Below are 19884 nucleotides of genomic sequence, written 5' to 3'. Positions count from 1 at the left end.
GTGTGCCTGATGGCGACGCTATCGCGTCTGATCAGGCCTACGATCTGCATACCAAAGATGTGCCAGCGAACTTTATGCCGCATCCGGCAACCACGCCTATGCCAAATCCGCCATCAGCACTTTTGACCGCCGCTGATAGTTGTACATCTCTTTTTTGCTTTCCGGCAGCAGGTCGATATCTACCGGCGTGAAGCCTCGCTCCTGAAACCAGTGAATGCTGCGCGTGGTCAGCACGAACAGCTTGCTCAGCCCCATTTGCCGGGCCTGCGCGGCGATCCGTTCCAGCAACACTTCCCCGCGCGACGAGCTACGGTAGTCCGGATGTACCGCTACGCACGCCATTTCGCCAATTCTCTCTTCCGGGAAAGGGTACAGAGCGGCACAGGCGATAGTCAGGTTATCACGCTGAATAATCGTGAATTTGTCGATCTCCATTTCCAACTGCTCGCGCGAGCGGCGGACCAGAATACCTTGCTGTTCCAGCGGGCGGATAAGCTCCAGAATCCCGCCGATATCGTTGATGGTAGCGCGACGGATCTGCTCGGCGCTTTCCATCACGATCTGCGTACCGATGCCGTCGCGGGAGAACAGTTCTTGCAACAAGGCGCCATCTTCCTGATAGCTGATCAGATGGCAGCGGCGTACGCCACTGCGACAGGCTTTCACTGCTCCGCGCAGGAAACGCACCGTACCGGAGCTGTAATCGCCTTTCTCTTCCTGCAACTCAACGCGAGCCTGAGCTTCGTTAGGAAACAACTCGGAAATAATATCGCCATCATCGTTGGTGACACCCTGAGACGAGCAAAAACCGATCATTTTCTCTGCCTTCAGTTTGATAGCCAGCTGCGTGGCGACCTCTTCTGACGTCAGATTAAAGCTCTCACCAGTGACGGAAACGGCGACCGGGCCCATCAACACAATCGCGCCGCTATCTAACTGGCGGTGAATGGCATCTTCATCGATGCGACGAATACGCCCGCTATGGCAGTAATCTACGCCGTCATCAACGCCCAGCGGCTGGGAGATAATAAAATTACCGCTGACCACATTGATGTGTGCACCCTGCAATGGCGTATTATTCAGGCTCATCGACAGGCGGGCGGTAATATCAAGCTGAAGTAGCCCTGCAGCCTGTTTGACCAGCTCCAGGGTTTTCGCATCGGTGACGCGCGTGTTTTTGTGGTACACCGGCTCATGATGATGCGCCGCAAGATTGGCATCAATCTGCGGTCGAGCGCCATAGACCACGACCAGGCGGATGCCGAGGCTATGAAGAAGACCAATGTCATTGACGATACTGGAAAAGTTTTCATGCTCGATGGCTTCACCGCCCAGCATAATGACAAACGTTTTTCCCCGATGGGTATTGATATAGGGAACAGAATGGCGGAATCCCTGTACCAGTTCGGTTCTACGCTCCTTCACCACGGCACACCCTCATTGCATGATTATTCGTAATTTGTGTATTTTTATTCTGTTTTGGTTCTGTGCGCAAGCGTAATTTTTACCCATGCTGAAGATTTTTATCAGTAATACCGTGAATATAAAAAGAATGTTTACCCTTTTATAGATGACAGATTATGCGTCATTCGCTAAAGTTTCCTGTCAATTCGGACGTTTTACGTATTACCTCTAAAAAGATTTCTTTTGCTCGGGAGAAGCATGTCGGGATCCAACTCAGCAATCAGTCGCCGCCGTTTACTGAAAGGTGCGGGTGCTATGTGGCTTTTAAGCGTCAGCCAGGTGGGTCTGGCTGCCGCGAGTCAGGTCGTTGCCGTACGTATCTGGCCTGCGTCCAGCTATACCCGCGTCACGGTAGAATCTAACCGTCTGCTGAAATACAAACAGTTTGCCCTGAGTAATCCTGAGCGTGTGGTTGTGGATATTGAAGACGTTAATTTGAATTCGGTGCTCAAGGGCATGGGAGCGCAGATTCGTCCTGACGATCCGTATATTAAGTCGGCGCGCGTTGGCCAGTTTGATCCAAAGACCGTACGGATGGTGTTCGAGCTGAAACAGAATGTGAAGCCGCAACTTTTTGCCCTGGCACCGGTGGCGGGCTTTAAAGAACGTCTGGTGATGGATCTCTATCCCGCAAATGCCCAGGATGTTCAGGATCCGCTGCTGGCATTGCTGGAAGATTACAACAGGGGCGATCTGGATAAACAGGTACCGCCTGCGCAGAGTGGCCCACAGCCGGGCAAAGCGGGACGCGATCGCCCCATTGTCATTATGTTGGATCCGGGCCACGGCGGGGAAGACTCCGGTGCGGTGGGGAAATACAAGACGCGTGAAAAAGATGTGGTACTGCAGATTGCCCGCCGTCTGCGAGCTCTCATAGAGAAAGAGGGCAACATGAAGGTCTTTATGACGCGAAATGAAGATATTTTCATTCCGCTTAAAGTCCGTGTGGCAAAAGCGCAGAAGCAGCGCGCAGACCTGTTTGTCTCTATTCACGCCGATGCCTTTACCAGTCGACAACCCAGCGGTTCTTCGGTGTTTGCGCTCTCGACCAAAGGCGCGACCAGTACCGCAGCGAAATATCTGGCGCAGACCCAGAACGCCTCGGATCTCATTGGTGGCGTCAGTAAGAGCGGTGACCGTTACGTCGACCACACCATGTTTGACATGGTGCAGTCGCTGACCATCGCCGACAGCCTGAAGTTTGGTAAAGCGGTATTGAATAAGCTTGGTAAAATCAACAACCTGCATAAGAACCAAGTTGAACAGGCCGGGTTTGCGGTACTGAAAGCGCCGGATATCCCGTCCATTCTGGTCGAAACGGCATTTATCAGTAACGTTGAGGAAGAGCGCAAACTCAAAACGGCGACCTTCCAGCAGGAAGTTGCAGAGTCGATTCTGGCAGGGATTAAAGCCTATTTTGCCGATGGGGCGACGCTGGCGAGAAGGGGATAAATACACGTCCTGGCATTCTGATGCGATATAACGAATGATTGTCCAGGACGAAATATTATAGTAGGACTATTTACAGGTTCATTTATTATTATCGGATAAATTACAGATAACATATATTCATAAAGTATCTTGTTGATTATATAATTTTAAAATTAATACATCTGTTTGAAGTTTATTTTTAATTATTTGGTGGTGTTATTTTATTTATTAACTGATAATTATTTCATATTGATGTTTTCCTAAAAATAAATCTAATGATGTTTTCTGGCACATAGTGTCTCTTCACTTGGGATATAATTTTATCGCATCACCTCTGGTAGGAATGCAGACACCATAAATTATGGTATTGGATATTTATCACCAAGGGAAAAAAATGAAAAAATTTACTATTGCAGCCATTGCTATGGCATTTGCAGGAAGCGCTTTTGCGGGCGATCAGGACTCTGCGGATATTCACTTTGCCGGTGAAGTACAGACTAACATCTGTACGGCAGCGCTTTTAGGGGGAGGAACTTCAGTGCAACTGGATCCGACTGACGTTAAGACCGTCTCGGCAGCCACCACTGACTCGGTAATGAAAAAAGACTTCACAGTCTCTCTGGATTGTACGGCCCAGGGTTCCAAAGACAAAATTACCGGTGCGAGCTATGCCACTGTAACAGGCTATCTGGCGGCTGCAAAAGGAACAGCGGTTAATGCCAGCACTTCTGCGCTGGATAACACCGACGTTTCTGCTGCGGGTGCGCAAGGGGTTGGTTTCCAGGTGCAAAACAAAGACAGCAGCAATGCAGTCCAGACGTTTACCACCGCGGATCGCCAGGCGAAAGTGATCGATACTGCGGCGCCAATGCTGTTTAACTACAACGTTGGCTACCTGAAAACCGGCACCGTCAGCGGCGGTCTGGTTGCAGCTGACGCCATGTTTATCGCAACGTATCAGTAATATCAAAATAATGTCAGGCAGGGCCGTTGAGCCCTGCTTTTTCATCCAGGAGGGAGGGCGTATGCGTAAAGGAAAACCGTTATTGTTGCTCCTGATGATATTCGGTCTGTTAAACGGGCAAGGGGCGCTGGCTGCGGTTGCCCCTGATGCGGAACTTATTGTGCAGGGGCGTATTTATAGCACAACCTGTACCGTACAAACGCCGGGAGACGGTACTTCGATAGCGTTGGAGGAGGTGACCACACAGGCATTACATGATGCACGAAGCTTTCCTGTTTCGCCGAAGGAATTTACGATTAATGTCAGTTGTTCTTCACCTTCAAACTGGCATGAAGTGACGGGAAAATTTACCACTGACGGGGAGATCGAAGGTTCCAATTTTTCTGTTCATTTAAAAAATACGATTACCGATACGACTGGCGCAAAATATGTCGGCCTACAAATTAAAGATAAAATTACCGATACTGTTGTTGATTTCAGTGCAACGCAGCAGTTCACGTTAGCTTTTAGCAATGAGGACAGCGCCTCATTTAAGTTTGAAGTGGGTTATATGCCTTATGGTGTGCCGGAAAAGGGCGACGTACATGCGGCGGCGACCTTTACCCTGACCTATGCCTGACGGAGCGTCTGTGAATAAATTAATTGTTCTGCTGCTGTCTGGGCTGGCGTGGGTTAATTCAGCGCGTGCTGCCGATACGGTGGAATATGAATTTACCGGTCGGGTGACGGAGTTAACTTGTAAGGTGGAACTTTATTCCTACACGGGAACACCATTAAGTGCTCTTTATGTCGGCGGGCTCGTGATCGATACTCTGCCAGCCATAGGTGATATTACTTGGGTATCGAATGCGGGAGATTATTATTTCCGCGTTTCCTGCCCGTCCGGATATAAGGCGTCAACAGTGACAGGAAAAATAAGTACATCGCAGGAGGTTGATGCCGCCACCCTCGCAATAAAATCTGAAGATAGAAATAATCAGTTTGGCTTCGTTTTTAAAGATACCGATCAGAATATGATGATTGATTTTAGCACGGCGGAAAATACGCAGACCCTTGTCCAGGATGGCGATGTAAAAAGGGCTGATTTTAATTTTATAGTGGGTGTCGTGCCTTACGGTGTGAACGTGAACTACGGTTTCCTGCAAGCTTCTATTATGTTTACTGCCACATTTGAGTAACAGGGGAAGAAAATGAAATATTTACCATTCCTTTTGTCTCTGATGGCTTTCTGTGTTTATGGTGCAGCGCCGGTTTACGACACGGTACAGACGCCTGAAATTGTTGTTTCGGCTTTCGTCGAGCCTATACCCACACAATGTAAAGTATGGGTCGAGGTGGATGGCGTGAGCAGCACCACTATTGCGTTAGAGACGGCTTCCCTGAAGGAACTTCAGGGGGCGACTTCAGGCGCGCTGCATCAAAAGAGTTTCGCTATACGTTCTGAGTGCACTCAGGCCGAACAATATTATCCGAATATTCGTTGGGTGACGAGCGGAGAGACCGACCCTGCAACCTATGCGTTAAAAAATACCGCCTTATCAGGCGCGGTAAACGTTGGTTTCCTGGTACAGGATCAATCAACACCACCGGGCTCAGTCGTGAATTTCCAGACGGGTAGCCGAAAAGATTATGAATATGTAGATCGCGGCCGTTGTTATAAATTAGAGGAAGGTGAACGAGTCTGCTTTAACTGGGCGTCAACCTATTCAGTCGGTTATATCGCCTACGGTACGCCCGGCGCGGGCATTGTTACTGCCGATGCTACCGTAATTATTAATGTTGAATAAAATAGCTAAAATATATTTGGTTGGTTTATATATCAGATTTGCATAGTGTAAAAATATTGTTTCTGTCAAAGGGATTTATATGAAAAGGTATTCATGTTCGCTATTTATTGCGTGTTTGATGACGCTCACTACAACTTCATCACTGGCCAGCGTGGTGATTCAGGGAACGCGGGTCATTTACCCTGAATCGGCGAAAGAAGTAACGGTAAAAATGGTAAATGAGGGCAGGTCGCCTTTATTGGTCCAATCCTGGCTGGATGACGGTAATGAAAACGGCGATCCGGCTAAAATGAAGCTACCGTTTATTGTCACTCCCCCCGTCTCGCGTCTTGATCCACAAAAAGGCCAGAGCGTGCGTATTACCTGGACCGGTAAGGCGTTAGCGCAGGATAAAGAGAGTATTTTTTGGTTTAACGTGCTGGAAATTCCACCTAAAGATAAGAATGCGGAAGGGAAAAGCAAACTTAATCTGGCTTTACGTTCGCGGATTAAATTCTTTTATCGTCCGGCCTCATTGAAGGGCAGCTTTATTGATGGTTTAAATAATGTTAAGTGGTCGCTGGTCAATGACGCGGGTAACGTGGCGATCGTCCTGAAAAACGACTCGCCTTATTATCTCTCACTGATTGGCGGCGCGGTGTGGGCAGGGGCGAAAAAATATGACTACAAACCGAAAATGCTGAGTCCTTTTAGTGAGGAACGCTTTGTCGTACCGCAATTAACCACGACTTCCGTTAATAAAGTGTCATGGGTTGCGTTGAATGATTACGGTGCGGATGCGGAAGTCGTCAAAACGGTTAAATAAAAAAGTACCCGCAGAGTAACAGGATTATTAATTAAAAGGGAATGATGGTGCGCCGATTATCACGATCTATTTATTTATCGACGTTTCTGACTGGCTTTTTTTCGCTGACATCCGCACAGGCAGATGAAGGTACGCCCGATGAAAGCGCCAGCACCGAAATGGTGGAGTTTAGTGACGCCTTTTTAATGGGTGATGCGGGCAGCCAACTTGACCTGAAGCGTTTTTCACGTGGTAATCCTGTTCTTGCCGGAACATACAACGTTAAAGTTTTCCTTAATGGCAAGGAAATGTTCAAAACTCCGCTGACTTTTCACGAAAACAATACGGATTATGCGTCGGCGTGTTTTACCCATGCGCTGCTGGAACAGCTCAGTGTGGATCCCGAGCCGCTAAATCAGGAGGATGAGGATGGCTGTTATGATCTGGCTGCCACCCTGCCGAAGTCATCCAGCCGCTACGACCCATTGACGCAGGAGCTGAATGTAACCATCCCGCAGGTCTATCTGGTCAGTCATCCTGCCGGCTATATTCCTCCTTCGCGTTGGGATTCCGGGATCCCGATGGCGTTGCTCTCCTATAACGCCAACGCCTGGCATTCCAAAAGCGACAATACCACGCAGGACACCTTTTACTCCGGGTTGATGTTGGGTTTGAACCTTGGCGCATGGCGTTTACGCTCAAATGGCGCATACAACTGGGATAACGATAACGGCGGAGAGTACAGCAGCTACGATCTTTTTATTGCACGCGACATTGTGCCGCTGCGCGCAAAACTGGAAGCGGGGGAGGTACGCACCAACGCCAACATGATGGACTCCGTTTCGCTGGACGGTGTGCACCTTTACAACGATGCACAGATGGATCCGTCGGCTAACAGCTATGTGCCGGTGATTCGCGGCGTCGCGAACAGCAATGCCAAAGTGACGGTACGCCAGGAAGGTCGTATTGTTACGCAGATCACCGTCCCTCCGGGGCCGTTCGCCATCAGCGACTACTATGCCGCACAAAACGGCAGCGATCTGGATGTTACCGTTGAGGAGTCTGATGGCAGTACGCGCGTATTTTCTATGCCCTATGCCTCTATTGCCCATTTACTGCGTCCTGGTGAAGTGGACTGGGATATCGGTATCGGCACGGTGGATAAAGACACGGTTGATGAAACGCTGTGGGCGGGAGTCGCCACCGCCTCTTACGGTCTGAGCAATATGTTTACCGCCTACGGCGGTGTGCAAATGGCAGACAACTTATACACCGCCGGAATGCTCGGCGTAGCAATGAACACCAGCATTGGGGCGTTTTCATTCGACGTGACGCACTCACAAACCACCGCCGATGACGTTGGCACCTTAAAAGGGCAGAGTTACAGCCTTAACTACAGTAAAAATTTCACGGCGACGGGGACCACCTTCAGCGTGGTCGGCTATCGTTTTTCCTCTGAAAACTACATGTCGATGAACGATGCGCTATCGCTCAAAAATACGCTGAATAATTATGCTTCCGATAAAAACACCACGACGCAGGAGGCATATCATGCCTATACACGCACGCGCAATGAGATACAGGCCAACGTCTATCAGGATGTGACTATCAATGGTGAAAGTTATGGCTCGTTTTATCTGAACGGGACCTGGCGTAGCTATTGGGGCGATGATGGCAATACCTCGCAGTATTCCGTAGGTTATAGCAACTCTGTGGGGAGCGTGAGTTACAGCATTTCCGCCCAGCGCAGCTATGACGAATTTGGCGAAGAAGACGATAGCATCAACCTGGGTTTCTCTATTCCGTTGGGGTCAGGCTCCAGCGTGGACTATCGTCCATTCTCCAGTATGAGCGTCAACAGCAGTAGCGACTTTAAAGGTAATGACAGCGTCAGCGCGATGGCGACAGGGAGTTCTCGGGACAATATGTATAACTACTCCCTGAACACCACGAGCAGCCGCAACAAAGACAGCGAAGACCTCACCACGATAGGCAGTTGGGTGACGCGCAACGGCGCGTACAGCACCACCTCATTATCGGCGACGCAGGGGCTTAACGGCGATCAACAGTACTCGCTAAGTACAACCGGTGGCGTGGTGCTGCACAGCGGCGGGCTGACGCTGGCCTCCGGCTATTTAACGCCAGACTCGACGATGGCGCTGGTGCACGCCAGCGGGGCGAAAGGCGCGTCCGCCTCAATGGGCAATGGGCAGATAGACGGTTTTGGCAATATGGTCGTCACCAGCCTGAGTCCCTACCGGGAAAACACCGTCGGTCTGAATATTGACACGATGGAAAACGATGTGGCGATTAGTAATACCACCGGTGTCGTGGTGCCGACCAGCGGGGCGCTGGTGCGTGTGGATATCGAAACCGACGCCCGTAAAGCGTTTATGCTGGAACTGATGCGCGACGATGGCGGGTTTATTCCGCTGGCGGCAGATGTGCAGGATAGTGCTGGCAGCTCGGTCGGCACCGTAGGCCAGGCGGGGATTGCCTTTGTGCGCGGCATGGATGACAGCGGTACGCTCTCCGTCATTTGGGGCAGCGGCGCAGAAAGCCGCTGTCAGGTGAGCTATCAGTTAGATGGCAATGCCAGCATGATCGGTAAAACGCCGCTTATCTCCGGTCTGCGCTGCCGGATGTCCTCAACCAGCGTGAAGGTGACGCCATGATCCATCATCGAATTTTTCGCCATGTAGTATTAGGCCTGTGTTCATTTTGCTTTAGCGCTGCTGCTTTTGCTGATTGCCTGGCAAAAAGTGATCCGTTGAAATGTATGGGGAGTACCAAGACGGTTGATGTAACCTTTACCGCAACTCTTCAAACTCCTTCGTGCAATGTTTCTTTAGGGGGAGAGAGTAATCTGGGAGGAAAGTCTCTCGTTATTGATTTTGGTCAGATTATAGCGCGTGATCTGGATTTGAATGATGAACGTTATAACCGTCCTTTAGGTATATTTTTAACTGGTTGTGACAATATGCTTAATAAAGCAAAGGTGACTTTTTCCATAAATAGTGCTGATCTCTGTTCAGATCCCCATAAAACATGCCTCGGGATGGGGACAATGTTGGGATTAAAAATTAAGGATCGAGTCAAGGGAGATTTTATTACATTCAACAGCGAGAGGGATATGACGTTGAATAGTAATGGTGAGGGGTATTTCACGATTTACGATATATATATTATGGCAGCCTTTGGGGGGGCTACAATGAGCTCTGGTTATTTCGAGGAATCGTTTCAAATCATTGTCCGTTATAACTAAATACCTGGGGTTATCATGCGCTATTATCTTCCTTACCTGTTCACGTTAATCCTGTCTTCTCCAGCGCTGGCGGCAGAAACGTTTATTGCTGCACCCACGATGGATGTTACTGTAACGGCAACAACCGTATTACCCGTATGTAATGTTAGTGTTGCACAGGAGATAACCCTTCCTGATACACATATAAGCCAGTTTGCTGCCGGCGGTGTATTGAACGCTTTAACCCCTACTGATTACAGTGGAGGAGATATCTATACGCCGTTTAATATTACGCTCACCAACTGTGGCAGCGAAACGGCGTCAATATCCAGAACAATGCGTTTAACGCTTCGTAATATAGGTGCCGGACCTATTATCGATGGCGTATTCAGCGATTATTTACAAAACAGTACCAACGTTGGCATTGTTATTTTTAATACGGATGGCGCCAGCGCAAGAAATGTCCTGCTGGATGAAATTATATTCACTAATCAAATTGCTACGAATAGTGAACAAGTCTTCCATTTCGCGGCGCGTTTTCAGAAAGTGGGCAACGGTGAAAGTGGCGTCGCAAGCGGATTGTATGCAGCGAAAGTTTCCGTGACCGCAGCGTATGAATAAAAAGGATATGTCATGCTGAAAAAATATGGATTTATCATGCTGTTATTGCTGGGCTTATGTGGCGTTCGCAGCGCATTGGCGAGTTGTGCATTTACCACGCCAACGGGAACATATATTGATCAAACTATGGCATCGTCGCCCGTAACGGCGGTCACGCTGACAAGCACAAATTTGCAGCAGTTATTCCAAAGTTCGGTGCTGGTTGGCGGACCGGTCATTTCCACCTGTAATCCGTCCACGGGAACCGCCATCACCGTATCGGGGGATGGTTTTTCTTCGGGTTCACTGCCTGAAACGATGCCTGATGGTGGTTTGCTGATAGGCGGCATCGCCGATGGATTTGGTTATGGATTCTGGTACACCGTGACCTATGGTGATGGCAGTGGAAGCGTTTCGGGGCATCTTAAAAAAGGGGGGATGTTCACCGCGACGCCTGCCCAGCTTAATGGCGCAAGGTGGGAGTTTCAGGCCGAATTATGGTATGCGGGGGGAAGCTATGGTGATAAGGTAAAAAAGAGCCAGATCGTGGCAGTGAACACTACGTATTTTAAAGTGGGCTTTAGTAATGTTATGAAAGGGTTTCGTTTTAATTCCCCTGCCATTCCGATTACGCCAACCACTTGTAACTTGTCTATTGACAGGTCAAAAGTCGATTTTGGTTCGTTTAACTTTTTGCTCTATGGCGGAACGGGGGGAGTTAAAAATGGGCCGTATCAAGAGATACGTGTTAGTAACAATAACTGCAAGATGACGACTAAAATTGAGACTCGTATACTGAGTAATGGGAATCCGGTGAGTTCTGACCAGCATTTGTTGCTAAACAAACTGGCTGGTGATGATGCCGCCAGCGGTTTTGGTGTGGCGCTTTATACTTTTGACAATCCCCTTATCATTGATGCTCTTTCGGGGAACGGAGACATTAGTGGCCCGTACACTTCCGCGCCGAAAGAGTTTGATGCCTCTGATCGTATTTACTTATATCTTGAGCCCGACGGTACGCCGCTAAGGAATGGGAAATTCGAGGCTACCGCTACTATTAACGTCAGCTACTATTAACCCCAATGAACGACCACTGCCTGTGCCTTTGATCGATACGGGCGGATGACAGAACGGCAGACACAAAAAAACCGCATAAAGCGAAACGCTTTTGCGGTTTTATTTTTTAAGGTCTTATTTAATAGCCTTAACAAACTATGTTGGTTGCGGGGGCCGGATTTGAACCGACGACCTTCGGGTTATGAGCCCGACGAGCTACCAGGCTGCTCCACCCCGCGTCCGTCTTTTCGCTTCGTATTTCAAACCACATCTGCGTTGGCTTTCCTCTTTCACCTCAGTCACTTACTGGAGTAAGCTCCTAAGGATTCACTGCGTCGCCACCTTGCTGTGATTTGAACTACTTTGCAAAAATATTACATCAGATTTTAATTGGTTGCGGGGGCCGGATTTGAACCGACGACCTTCGGGTTATGAGCCCGACGAGCTACCAGGCTGCTCCACCCCGCGTCCGTCATTACTCTTCCATCGAGTAACGTTACTGCTTCTGATTTTAATTGGTTGCGGGGGCCAGATTTGAACTGACGACCTTCGGGTTATGAGCCCGACGAGCTACCAGGCTGCTCCACCCCGCGTCCGTGGATGCGCACTATACTCTGCTAATGATTTCATGCAACCCTTTTTTCACCTTGATCACGTTTTTAGGGTGAAAACGAACAAAAACAACGCATTCTGGACTGTTTTTTGCGCAAAATTTGCGTTCGGGTAGGTATACGCATTTCATTAGGTTCGGGGGTTTGTTATCTTCGTCTCGCATTCAGGCAACATAAGACGAGAACAATGAAAGGACGTTGGGCAAAATATCTTCTGGCGGGAGCAGTAGTCGCGATGCTCGCCGCGTGTTCCTCAAAACCCACCGATCGTGGGCAGCAGTATAAAGACGGGAAATTTACCCAGCCTTTCTCACTGGTGAACCAGCCTGATGCGATTGGCGCGCCAATCAATGCCGGTGATTTCGCCGAGCAGGTTAATCAAATTCGCAGTGCATCGCCACGTTTGTACGGTAACCAGAGCAACGTTTACAACGCTATCCAGGAGTGGTTACGTGCGGGTGGCGATACGCGCAGTATGCGCCAGTTTGGTATTGATGCATGGCAAATGGAAGGGGCGGACAACTACGGTAACGTCCAGTTTACGGGTTACTACACGCCGGTTATCCAGGCGCGCCATACGCGTCAGGGCGAATTTCAGTACCCTATCTATCGCATGCCGCCAAAACGTGGGCGCTTACCAAGCCGTGCCGAGATTTATGCGGGCGCCCTGAGCGACAATTATATTCTGGCGTACAGCAACTCCCTGATGGATAACTTCATTATGGATGTTCAGGGCAGTGGTTACATCGATTTTGGCGATGGCAGCCCGCTTAACTTCTTTAGCTATGCCGGGAAAAACGGCCACGCCTATCGCAGTATCGGTAAAGTGCTTATCGACCGTGGCGAAGTGAAAAAAGAAGATATGTCGATGCAGGCTATTCGTCATTGGGGTGAAACGCACAGCGAAGCCGAAGTGCGTGAGCTGCTGGAGCAGAACCCATCGTTTGTCTTCTTTAAACCACAATCTTTTGCTCCGGTGAAAGGGGCCAGCGCGGTACCGTTGATTGGCCGCGCATCCGTGGCTTCTGACCGCAGTATCATTCCTGCGGGCACAACGTTACTGGCGGAAGTCCCGTTACTGGACAATAACGGCAAGTTTACCGGCCAGTACGAACTGCGTCTGATGGTGGCGTTGGATGTGGGCGGGGCGATAAAAGGACAGCACTTCGACATCTATCAGGGTATTGGCGCAGACGCCGGACACCGTGCCGGGTGGTATAATCACTACGGACGCGTGTGGGTGCTGAAAACCGCGCCGGGTGCGGGTAACGTATTTAGCGGCTAGTTGCCTGATGGCGGCTAGCCTTATCAGGCCTACAAATTAGCGCGTAGGCCGGATAAGCGAAGCGCCATCCGGCAGCCATACTGCGTAGTATTAATGAATTTGAGGTGTTATGTCTGTGGTTATAAGTGATGCCTGGCGTCAGCGTTTTGGCGGTACGGCGCGTCTGTATGGCGAAAATGCGCTGCAACTGTTTGCCCAATCGCACGTTTGCGTGGTTGGGATTGGCGGAGTGGGGTCATGGGCGGCGGAAGCGCTGGCACGAACCGGCATTGGCGCCATCACGCTCATCGATATGGATGATGTGTGTGTCACCAATACTAACCGCCAGATCCATGCTTTACGCGATAACGTCGGCCAGGCAAAAGCTGAAGTGATGGCTGAACGTATCCGCCAGATTAACCCGGAGTGCCGGGTGAACGTGGTTGATGATTTTGTCACGCCGGATAACGTTGCTGAATATATGAGTGCAGGATTTTCGTATGTCATTGATGCGATTGATAGCGTGCGTCCAAAAGCGGCACTGATCGCGTACTGTCGGCGTAACAAAATTCCGCTGGTGACCACCGGTGGTGCGGGCGGACAGATTGATCCTACGCAGATTCAGGTCGTTGATTTGGCAAAAACCATCCAGGATCCGTTGGCGGCCAAGCTACGTGAGCGGCTGAAAAGCGATTTTGGCGTGGTGAAAAACAGCAAAGGCAAGCTGGGCGTGGACTGTGTGTTCTCGACCGAAGCGCTGGTGTACCCGCAGGCAGATGGCTCGGTATGTGCGATGAAAGCGACGGCGGAAGGGCCGAAACGTATGGATTGCGCATCCGGGTTTGGCGCGGCCACGATGGTGACCGCCACCTTTGGTTTTGTTGCCGTCTCCCATGCGCTGAAGAAGATGATGGCCAAAGCGGCGCGCCAGCCCTGATTGTGTCGGATGGCGCTATGCTTATCCGACCTACGGTTTGTGCGGTGTTGTAGGCCGGATAAGATACATCAGCGCCGTCATCCGGCTTTCTGGGCAGCCTCGATAATTGCCTCGTTAAGAGCATGTAGCCCCTGGCTACGCGAGGCGCTGAGCTGCGCGCGTAAACCCAGCTCGTCAAATAATTCCATTGGTGAATGCGCCAGTAACTCGGCGGCCGTTTTACCTTCGACCGCGGTGAGTAATACCGCCAACAGCCCGCGTACTATTCGACCTTCGCTGTCACCAAAGAAATGCAGAGTGCCATTCTCATGAAGAGTATGCCCCAGCCAGACGCGGTTTTCACAGCCCGCGATTTCTTTGGCCTGTGCTTTTAGCGCATCCGGAAGTGCCGGCAACTGCTTACCCAGCAGTATCAGCTGACGATATTTATCTTCCCACTGAGTGAGCGGGATAAAGGTATTGCGTAACGTCTCTTCGGTTACGGTTGTGCCAAACGGGTGTCCGGCGAACAGAGGGCTTGTCATTAATCCACCAATATTTCCAGCGCGCGGTCGACGGCTGCGACCAACGCATCCACATCGCTTTGTGTATTATAAGGGGCAAATGAGGCGCGTAGTGTCCCGGATACGCCCAGTTCTGCCAGTAACGGTTGCGCGCAGTGTTGCCCCGCGCGCAGCGCAATGCCATATTCGGCCAATAGCGTAACCATATCGCTGTGATGAACACCCGAGAAATCAAAGGCTAACAGACTGGAATCCTGGCAGCGGAAGGACCGAAAGCCGGGGCGTTTCGCCAGCGCATCTTCTGCCAGCGTCGCCAGACCCCGGCTCCAGTTTTCGGCCTGTGCAACGTCGACGTCCGCCAGCCATTCGAGCGCTGCGCTTAGCCCGATAACGCCAGCAACGTTAGGCGTACCGGCCTCCAGCTTCCATGGGGCTGCCTGGGTGGTGAAACCGTCGAAGCTGACTTCGCTAATCATCTTTCCGCCGCCGAGCCACGGTGACATAGCTTCCAGTAATCCAGGCTTACCGTACAGCACGCCAATGCCGGTTGGACCATACAGCTTGTGGCCCGAGAACGCATAGAAATCAATATCTAACTGTTGTACGTCGGCAGGAAAATGGACAATCCCCTGGGCACCATCAACCATCACCACCATGCCAGCCGCATGGGCGAGCGTGATGGCGCGGGCCAGATCCGGGCAGCCACCGGTGACGTTCGACATTTGCCCGAGTGCCAGAATGCGGCTGCGCGGGGTAATGAGTTGCGTGAGGCGCTCAACGTCTGGCAATAAATCGGGGGTGAGTGGGAGTTTGACGACCTTAGCCCCCGTTTGCTCCGCGACCATCAGCCAGGGCACGAGGTTGGCGTGATGTTCCGCTGCGCTAACGATAATCTCATCACCCGGCTGAAGGCGTGGACGCGCATAGCTTTGAGCAACCATGTTGATCGCTTCCGTTGTGCCGCGGGTCCAGACGATGGTTTTTTCATCCGGCGCATTAATCAGGCTTGCGACTTTTTCCCGCGCGGCTTCATAGCGTGCGGTCAGGCGCTGGGCTTCAGCAAACTGGCTGCGATGGACGTTTCCGGCGCTCAGGCTATAAAACTGGTGGGTAGCCTCAATCACCGCCTGTGGCTTCAGCGCCGTAGCAGCGCTGTCGAGATAGACGCCAGCATCGTTGAGTGCGGGAAATTGTGCGCGAAACTGCGCGGGGTTAAAAGCGTTCATGGTATTCCTCAGTTCAGTAAACAGATCGTGGCGCAAAAAGGGCATTGATACAAGGGTTGCGCTAACCATCGGAATACTCTGGATATCCTGGCAAAGCCCGCTCAGTGTCTTATGCTAAATAGCGTTAGGCGAGCAATTTTGCCTGTTACGGAGTGTGTTTTTAATAGCATAAATCGCTTTAAGGAGAAGAAGATGAAAAAGACTGCCGCAATTATCTCTGCCTGTATGCTGACTTTTGCCCTGAGCGCCTGTTCCGGTTCGAATTACGTGATGCATACCAACGATGGTCGATCAATCGTAGCTGACGGTAAGCCACAGACCGATAATGAAACGGGGATGATTTCGTATAAAGACGCTAACGGCAACAAACAGCAGATTAACCGCACTGACGTGAAAGAGATGGTAGAACTGGATAACTAACCGGTCATCCATCGACAAAGAGTCGGACAAAAAAAAGCACCGCAATTTGGCGGTGCTACATTAATCACTATGGACAGACAGGGTAAATGTACAGGAAGTGAAAAAGGGTAGCTTTGCTACCATGGTCTGAATCGCAGACCAATTGCAAACACAACAACACAACATCACAACCGTAAGCCAAAAGCCCACCAGAACACGCATTCCGATAAAACTTTTCGTTCCGGCTTCAGGAAGTGCCGCCACTATAGGTATTTGCTGGTAGAACCTCAACGGACAATTTATAATGGCTCAGATAAAAAAACTAATAGGTTACAGCCTGTTAGCTAATTGTTAAATTCATTTAACATCAAAGCCTAAAAGTCATGTCAAAACGATTACCACCCTTAAATGCGTTGCGTGTTTTTGATGCTGCAGCGCGTCATTTGAGCTTTACTCGCGCAGCAGAAGAGCTTTTTGTGACGCAGGCCGCAGTAAGTCATCAAATCAAGTCTCTTGAGGATTTCCTGGGGCTGAAGCTGTTTCGTCGACGCAATCGATCTTTGCTGTTAACGGAAGAAGGCCAAAGCTACTTCCTCGACATCAAAGAGATTTTTTCGCAATTAACCGACGCGACGCGTAAACTTCAGGCACGTAGTGCAAAAGGTGCACTTACCGTCAGTTTATTGCCCAGTTTTGCGATCCAATGGCTGGTGCCCAGACTCTCTAGCTTTAACTCAGCTTATCCGGGAATCGATGTCAGGATCCAGGCGGTGGACCGTCAGGAAGACAAACTGGCGGACGATGTAGATGTGGCGATTTTCTACGGACGCGGCAACTGGCCGGGTCTGCGCGTTGAAAAATTGTACGCAGAATATTTATTGCCGGTCTGCTCGCCGCTATTACTCACCGGTGATAAACCGTTGAAGACGCCCGACGATCTGGCTAAACACACATTATTGCACGATGCGTCGCGCCGTGACTGGCAAGCCTATACGCGCCAGCTTGGCCTGAATCATATCAACGTACAGCAGGGACCTATCTTCAGCCATAGCGCCATGGTGCTACAGGCTGCTATCCATGGACAGGGGATTGCGCTGGCTAATAACGTCATGGCGCAGTCCGAAATAGAAGCCGGACGTCTGGTCTGTCCGTTTAACGATGTTCTGGTCAGCAAAAACGCATTTTATCTGGTTTGTCATGACAGTCAGGCAGAACTGGGTAAAATAGCCGCCTTCCGTCAGTGGATTTTGGCTAAAGCGGCCACGGAACAAGAAAAATTCCGCTTTCGTTATGAACAATAATTTACGTAGGGTATTCACATGACCAGCCGTTTTATGCTGATTTTTGCCGCCGTAAGTGGCTTTATCTTTGTGGCGTTGGGTGCCTTTGGGGCACATGTTCTGAGTAAAACCCTCGGTGTCGTTGAGATGGGGTGGATCCAGACTGGCCTTGAGTATCAAGCGTTCCATACGTTGGCTATCTTTGGCCTGGCCGTCGCCATGCAGCGACGCATTAGCATTTGGTTTTACTGGAGTAGCGTGTTTCTGGCATTAGGAACGGTGCTGTTTAGCGGCAGCCTGTATTGCCTTGCGCTCTCTCATTTACGCCTGTGGGCGTTTGTTACCCCCGTCGGCGGTTTCAGCTTCCTTGTGGGCTGGGCGCTGATGTTAGTGGGTGCTATTAGATTGAAACGTAAGGGCGTTAGCCATGAATAAGGTTGTGTTGTTGTGTCGCCCGGGTTTTGAAAAAGAGTGCGCCGCAGAAATTACGGATAAAGCAGGGCGCCGGGAAATCTTCGGTTTTGCCCGCGTGAAAGACAATGCGGGTTACGTCATCTTCGAATGCTATCAGCAGGATGATGCCGAAAAGCTAGTGAAAGAGCTGCCGTTTAGCTCACTGATTTTTGCCCGTCAAATGTTTGTGGTGGGCGAACTGCTGCAATATTTACCGCCGGAAGACCGCATTACGCCGATCGTTGGCATGCTGCAGGGCGTGGTGGAAAAGGGTGGCGATCTGCGTGTCGAAGTCGCCGACACCAATGAAAGCAAAGAGCTGGTTAAGTTCTGCCGTAAATTTACCGTACCGCTGCGCGCGGCGCTGCGTGAAGCGGGCGTACTGGCAAAATATGAAACGCCGAAACGTCCGGTGGTTCATGTTTTCTTTATCGCCCCTGGCTGTTGTTATACCGGTTATTCCTGGCCTGACAATAACTCACCGTTCTACATGGGTATTCCGCGACTCAAATTCCCGGCCGATGCGCCGAGCCGCTCAACGCTGAAGCTGGAAGAAGCGCTGCACGTGTTTATCCCTGCCGATGAATGGGATGAGCGTCTGGCGAACGGAATGTATGCGGTGGATTTAGGGGCCTGCCCGGGCGGATGGACCTATCAGCTGGTTAAACGCAACATGTGGGTTTACTCGGTGGATAACGGTCCAATGGCGCAAAGCCTGATGGATACCGGACAGGTTACCTGGCTGCGTGAAGACGGATTTAAATACCGTCCGAATCGCAACAATATTTCGTGGATGGTCTGCGATATGGTGGAGAAGCCGGCGAAGGTTGCCGCGCTGATGGCACAATGGCTGGTCAACGGCTGGTGTCGTGAGACAATATTCAACCTCAAGCTGCCGATGAAAAAACGCTACGAAGAGGTATCACAGAACCTGGCTTATATTCAGGCCCAGCTTGATGAACATGGCGTAAATGCCCAAATTCAGGCGCGTCAGTTGTATCATGACCGTGAAGAAGTAACCGTTCACGTACGTCGTCTGTGGGCGGCCGTTGGCGGTCGTCGCGACGAGCGATAAGGCTACAATCCAGGTTGGATGGCGGCGAAATCGCCCTATTCGGCCTGGATTGATTCAATCAGCTGTGTATCTGAAACAATATGCGTCACATCATCCAGATGCCCAATTCTGGCCTCTCCCGAACGATTAAATTTACTTTTATCGATCAACAATAAAGATTGCGATGCGCGCTTAAGCAGAATGGATTTGAAGTCTGCGTTGGTTGCATTTGAGTCCCAGAGCGCGCCGTCGCTATTGATCCCTTCGCAGGAAAAAATAAACAGGTCAATATCGAGGGATTTAAGCTGCGAGATAAGCGAGGGATTAACGTAGCAACCGTATTTGCGCTCAAGGCGACCGCCGGAGCTGATAAGCTGAATGTGTTCACGTTTAGCCAATTCCTGGCAGATGGGCTGGCTGTTGGTAAAAACGTGAATGTTGATGTCCGGTAGCTGTCGCGCCAGGTACCAGCATGTTGAGCTGGCGTCTAAAGCTATCACCATACCTTCTTCGATCCATGCCAGCGCTTCGCGGGCAATATTTGCTTTGTGGGCATAGTGGCTTTTTAGTCGTATATGGAACGGGTCGCCACTGTCCTGATTTTCCCGATGAATAGCCTTGGCCCGCCCGTGATTGCGTAGCACCTTGCCCTGGGTTTGTAATTCACTGAGATCGCGGCGGATGGTCTCTTTGCTAACGTTTAGCTGCAAAGACAGGGCTTCAGTTGTCAGGCTTTTGTGGTGGGTAAGCAGATCTACGATTGCCTGCTGGCGCGCCGCTTTCATGTTCAGATCCTCATCTGATGATAAATGCCCGTACCAGACGGG

General features: G+C 50.5%; 20 protein-coding genes and 3 tRNA genes. 16 read left to right on the top strand and 7 right to left on the bottom strand.

Annotated elements, in window-relative coordinates:
• Positions 1–96 precede the first annotated feature (96 nt).
• Positions 97–1428 carry an amino-acid N-acetyltransferase gene (argA, locus tag G4551_RS18980; protein WP_003034012.1) on the bottom strand — a complete coding sequence of 444 codons (1332 nt, stop codon included), beginning with the start codon at positions 1426–1428 and terminating at the stop codon, positions 97–99.
• Between the two features lie 234 nt (positions 1429–1662).
• On the opposite strand from argA, the gene amiC reads away from it, so the two are divergent.
• The 10 genes from amiC to G4551_RS18930 all read left to right on the top strand — a co-directional run bounded on the left by amiC (position 1663) and on the right by G4551_RS18930 (position 11351).
• Positions 1663–2916, top strand: a complete 1254-nt coding sequence (gene amiC / locus G4551_RS18975) for an N-acetylmuramoyl-L-alanine amidase AmiC (protein WP_003840937.1) — start codon at positions 1663–1665, stop codon at positions 2914–2916.
• 373 nt (positions 2917–3289) lie between these two features.
• Positions 3290–3859, top strand: coding sequence for a fimbrial protein (locus tag G4551_RS18970; RefSeq protein ID WP_016150922.1), 570 nt, complete (start codon positions 3290–3292; stop codon positions 3857–3859).
• Positions 3860–3920: 61 nt separating this feature from the next.
• Positions 3921–4478 carry a fimbrial protein gene (locus G4551_RS18965; RefSeq protein ID WP_003840934.1) on the top strand — a complete coding sequence of 186 codons (558 nt, stop codon included), beginning with the start codon at positions 3921–3923 and terminating at the stop codon, positions 4476–4478.
• A 10-nt stretch (positions 4479–4488) separates the two neighbouring features.
• Positions 4489–5037: a fimbrial protein gene (locus G4551_RS18960; protein WP_003840932.1), complete on the top strand. Its 549-nt coding sequence runs from the start codon at positions 4489–4491 to the stop codon at positions 5035–5037.
• A gap of 12 nt (positions 5038–5049) precedes the next feature.
• Complete coding sequence (locus G4551_RS18955) at positions 5050–5646, top strand: fimbrial protein (protein ID WP_003840930.1); 597 nt, start codon at positions 5050–5052, stop codon at positions 5644–5646.
• Between the two features lie 118 nt (positions 5647–5764).
• Entirely contained in the window at positions 5765–6451 is a 687-nt protein-coding gene (locus G4551_RS18950) for a fimbrial chaperone (RefSeq protein ID WP_003840927.1), read from the top strand.
• A gap of 44 nt (positions 6452–6495) precedes the next feature.
• Positions 6496–9105 carry an outer membrane usher protein gene (locus tag G4551_RS18945; RefSeq protein ID WP_226791515.1) on the top strand — a complete coding sequence of 870 codons (2610 nt, stop codon included), beginning with the start codon at positions 6496–6498 and terminating at the stop codon, positions 9103–9105.
• A complete protein-coding gene (locus G4551_RS18940) occupies positions 9102–9695 on the top strand; it encodes a fimbrial protein (protein WP_003840923.1) in 594 nt (197 codons plus the stop codon). Before G4551_RS18945 ends, G4551_RS18940 begins: the two co-directional genes overlap by 4 nt.
• A 15-nt stretch (positions 9696–9710) precedes the next feature.
• Entirely contained in the window at positions 9711–10295 is a 585-nt protein-coding gene (locus G4551_RS18935) for a fimbrial protein (protein WP_003840921.1), read from the top strand.
• Between the two features lie 12 nt (positions 10296–10307).
• Positions 10308–11351 (top strand): fimbrial protein, encoded by a 1044-nt coding sequence (locus G4551_RS18930; protein WP_016150919.1) that lies wholly within the window; start codon positions 10308–10310, stop codon positions 11349–11351.
• A gap of 141 nt (positions 11352–11492) precedes the next feature.
• On the opposite strand, the gene G4551_RS18925 is transcribed toward G4551_RS18930, so the two are convergent.
• The 3 genes from G4551_RS18925 to G4551_RS18915 form a co-directional block, all read right to left on the bottom strand.
• A tRNA-Met gene (locus tag G4551_RS18925) sits at positions 11493–11569 on the bottom strand.
• A gap of 152 nt (positions 11570–11721) precedes the next feature.
• Positions 11722–11798: transfer RNA gene (locus G4551_RS18920), tRNA-Met, on the bottom strand.
• A gap of 48 nt (positions 11799–11846) precedes the next feature.
• Positions 11847–11923: transfer RNA gene (locus G4551_RS18915), tRNA-Met, on the bottom strand.
• 205 nt (positions 11924–12128) lie between these two features.
• Here G4551_RS18915 and mltA point away from each other — a divergent pair.
• Entirely contained in the window at positions 12129–13226 is a 1098-nt protein-coding gene (mltA, locus tag G4551_RS18910) for a murein transglycosylase A (RefSeq protein ID WP_003840394.1), read from the top strand.
• Between the two features lie 109 nt (positions 13227–13335).
• Positions 13336–14142, top strand: a complete 807-nt coding sequence (gene tcdA, locus G4551_RS18905) for a tRNA cyclic N6-threonylcarbamoyladenosine(37) synthase TcdA (protein ID WP_003840392.1) — start codon at positions 13336–13338, stop codon at positions 14140–14142.
• 77 nt (positions 14143–14219) lie between these two features.
• On the opposite strand, the gene csdE is transcribed toward tcdA, so the two are convergent.
• Positions 14220–14666 (bottom strand): cysteine desulfurase sulfur acceptor subunit CsdE, encoded by a 447-nt coding sequence (gene csdE, locus G4551_RS18900; protein WP_003840390.1) that lies wholly within the window; start codon positions 14664–14666, stop codon positions 14220–14222.
• A complete protein-coding gene (gene csdA, locus G4551_RS18895) occupies positions 14666–15871 on the bottom strand; it encodes a cysteine desulfurase CsdA (protein WP_003840388.1) in 1206 nt (401 codons plus the stop codon). The genes csdE and csdA overlap by 1 nt, the downstream gene beginning before the upstream one ends.
• Positions 15872–16063: 192 nt before the next feature.
• Here csdA and G4551_RS18890 point away from each other — a divergent pair, with 192 nt between their 5' ends.
• The 4 genes from G4551_RS18890 (at position 16064) to rlmM (ending at position 19078) form a co-directional block, all read left to right on the top strand.
• The gene (locus G4551_RS18890; RefSeq protein WP_003840386.1) at positions 16064–16291 is read left to right on the top strand and encodes a YgdI/YgdR family lipoprotein; all 228 of its coding nucleotides are present in this window, start codon (positions 16064–16066) and stop codon (positions 16289–16291) included.
• A 362-nt stretch (positions 16292–16653) separates the two neighbouring features.
• Positions 16654–17571 carry a glycine cleavage system transcriptional regulator GcvA gene (gene gcvA / locus G4551_RS18885; RefSeq protein ID WP_003034035.1) on the top strand — a complete coding sequence of 306 codons (918 nt, stop codon included), beginning with the start codon at positions 16654–16656 and terminating at the stop codon, positions 17569–17571.
• 18 nt (positions 17572–17589) lie between these two features.
• Positions 17590–17985, top strand: a complete 396-nt coding sequence (locus G4551_RS18880; protein ID WP_003034037.1) for a DUF423 domain-containing protein — start codon at positions 17590–17592, stop codon at positions 17983–17985.
• Positions 17978–19078, top strand: a complete 1101-nt coding sequence (rlmM, locus tag G4551_RS18875) for a 23S rRNA (cytidine(2498)-2'-O)-methyltransferase RlmM (RefSeq protein ID WP_003034040.1) — start codon at positions 17978–17980, stop codon at positions 19076–19078. Before G4551_RS18880 ends, rlmM begins: the two co-directional genes overlap by 8 nt.
• Positions 19079–19113: 35 nt before the next feature.
• On the opposite strand, the gene fucR is transcribed toward rlmM, so the two are convergent.
• Positions 19114–19842: an L-fucose operon activator gene (gene fucR, locus G4551_RS18870; protein ID WP_003034043.1), complete on the bottom strand. Its 729-nt coding sequence runs from the start codon at positions 19840–19842 to the stop codon at positions 19114–19116.
• Positions 19843–19884 lie beyond the last annotated feature (42 nt).

Origin of the sequence: Citrobacter freundii ATCC 8090 = MTCC 1658 = NBRC 12681 (genome assembly GCF_011064845.1) — a bacterium.
In the GTDB taxonomy this organism is placed as follows: Bacteria; Pseudomonadota; Gammaproteobacteria; order Enterobacterales; family Enterobacteriaceae; genus Citrobacter; species Citrobacter freundii.
This window is presented reverse-complemented; position numbering and strand designations above follow the sequence as displayed.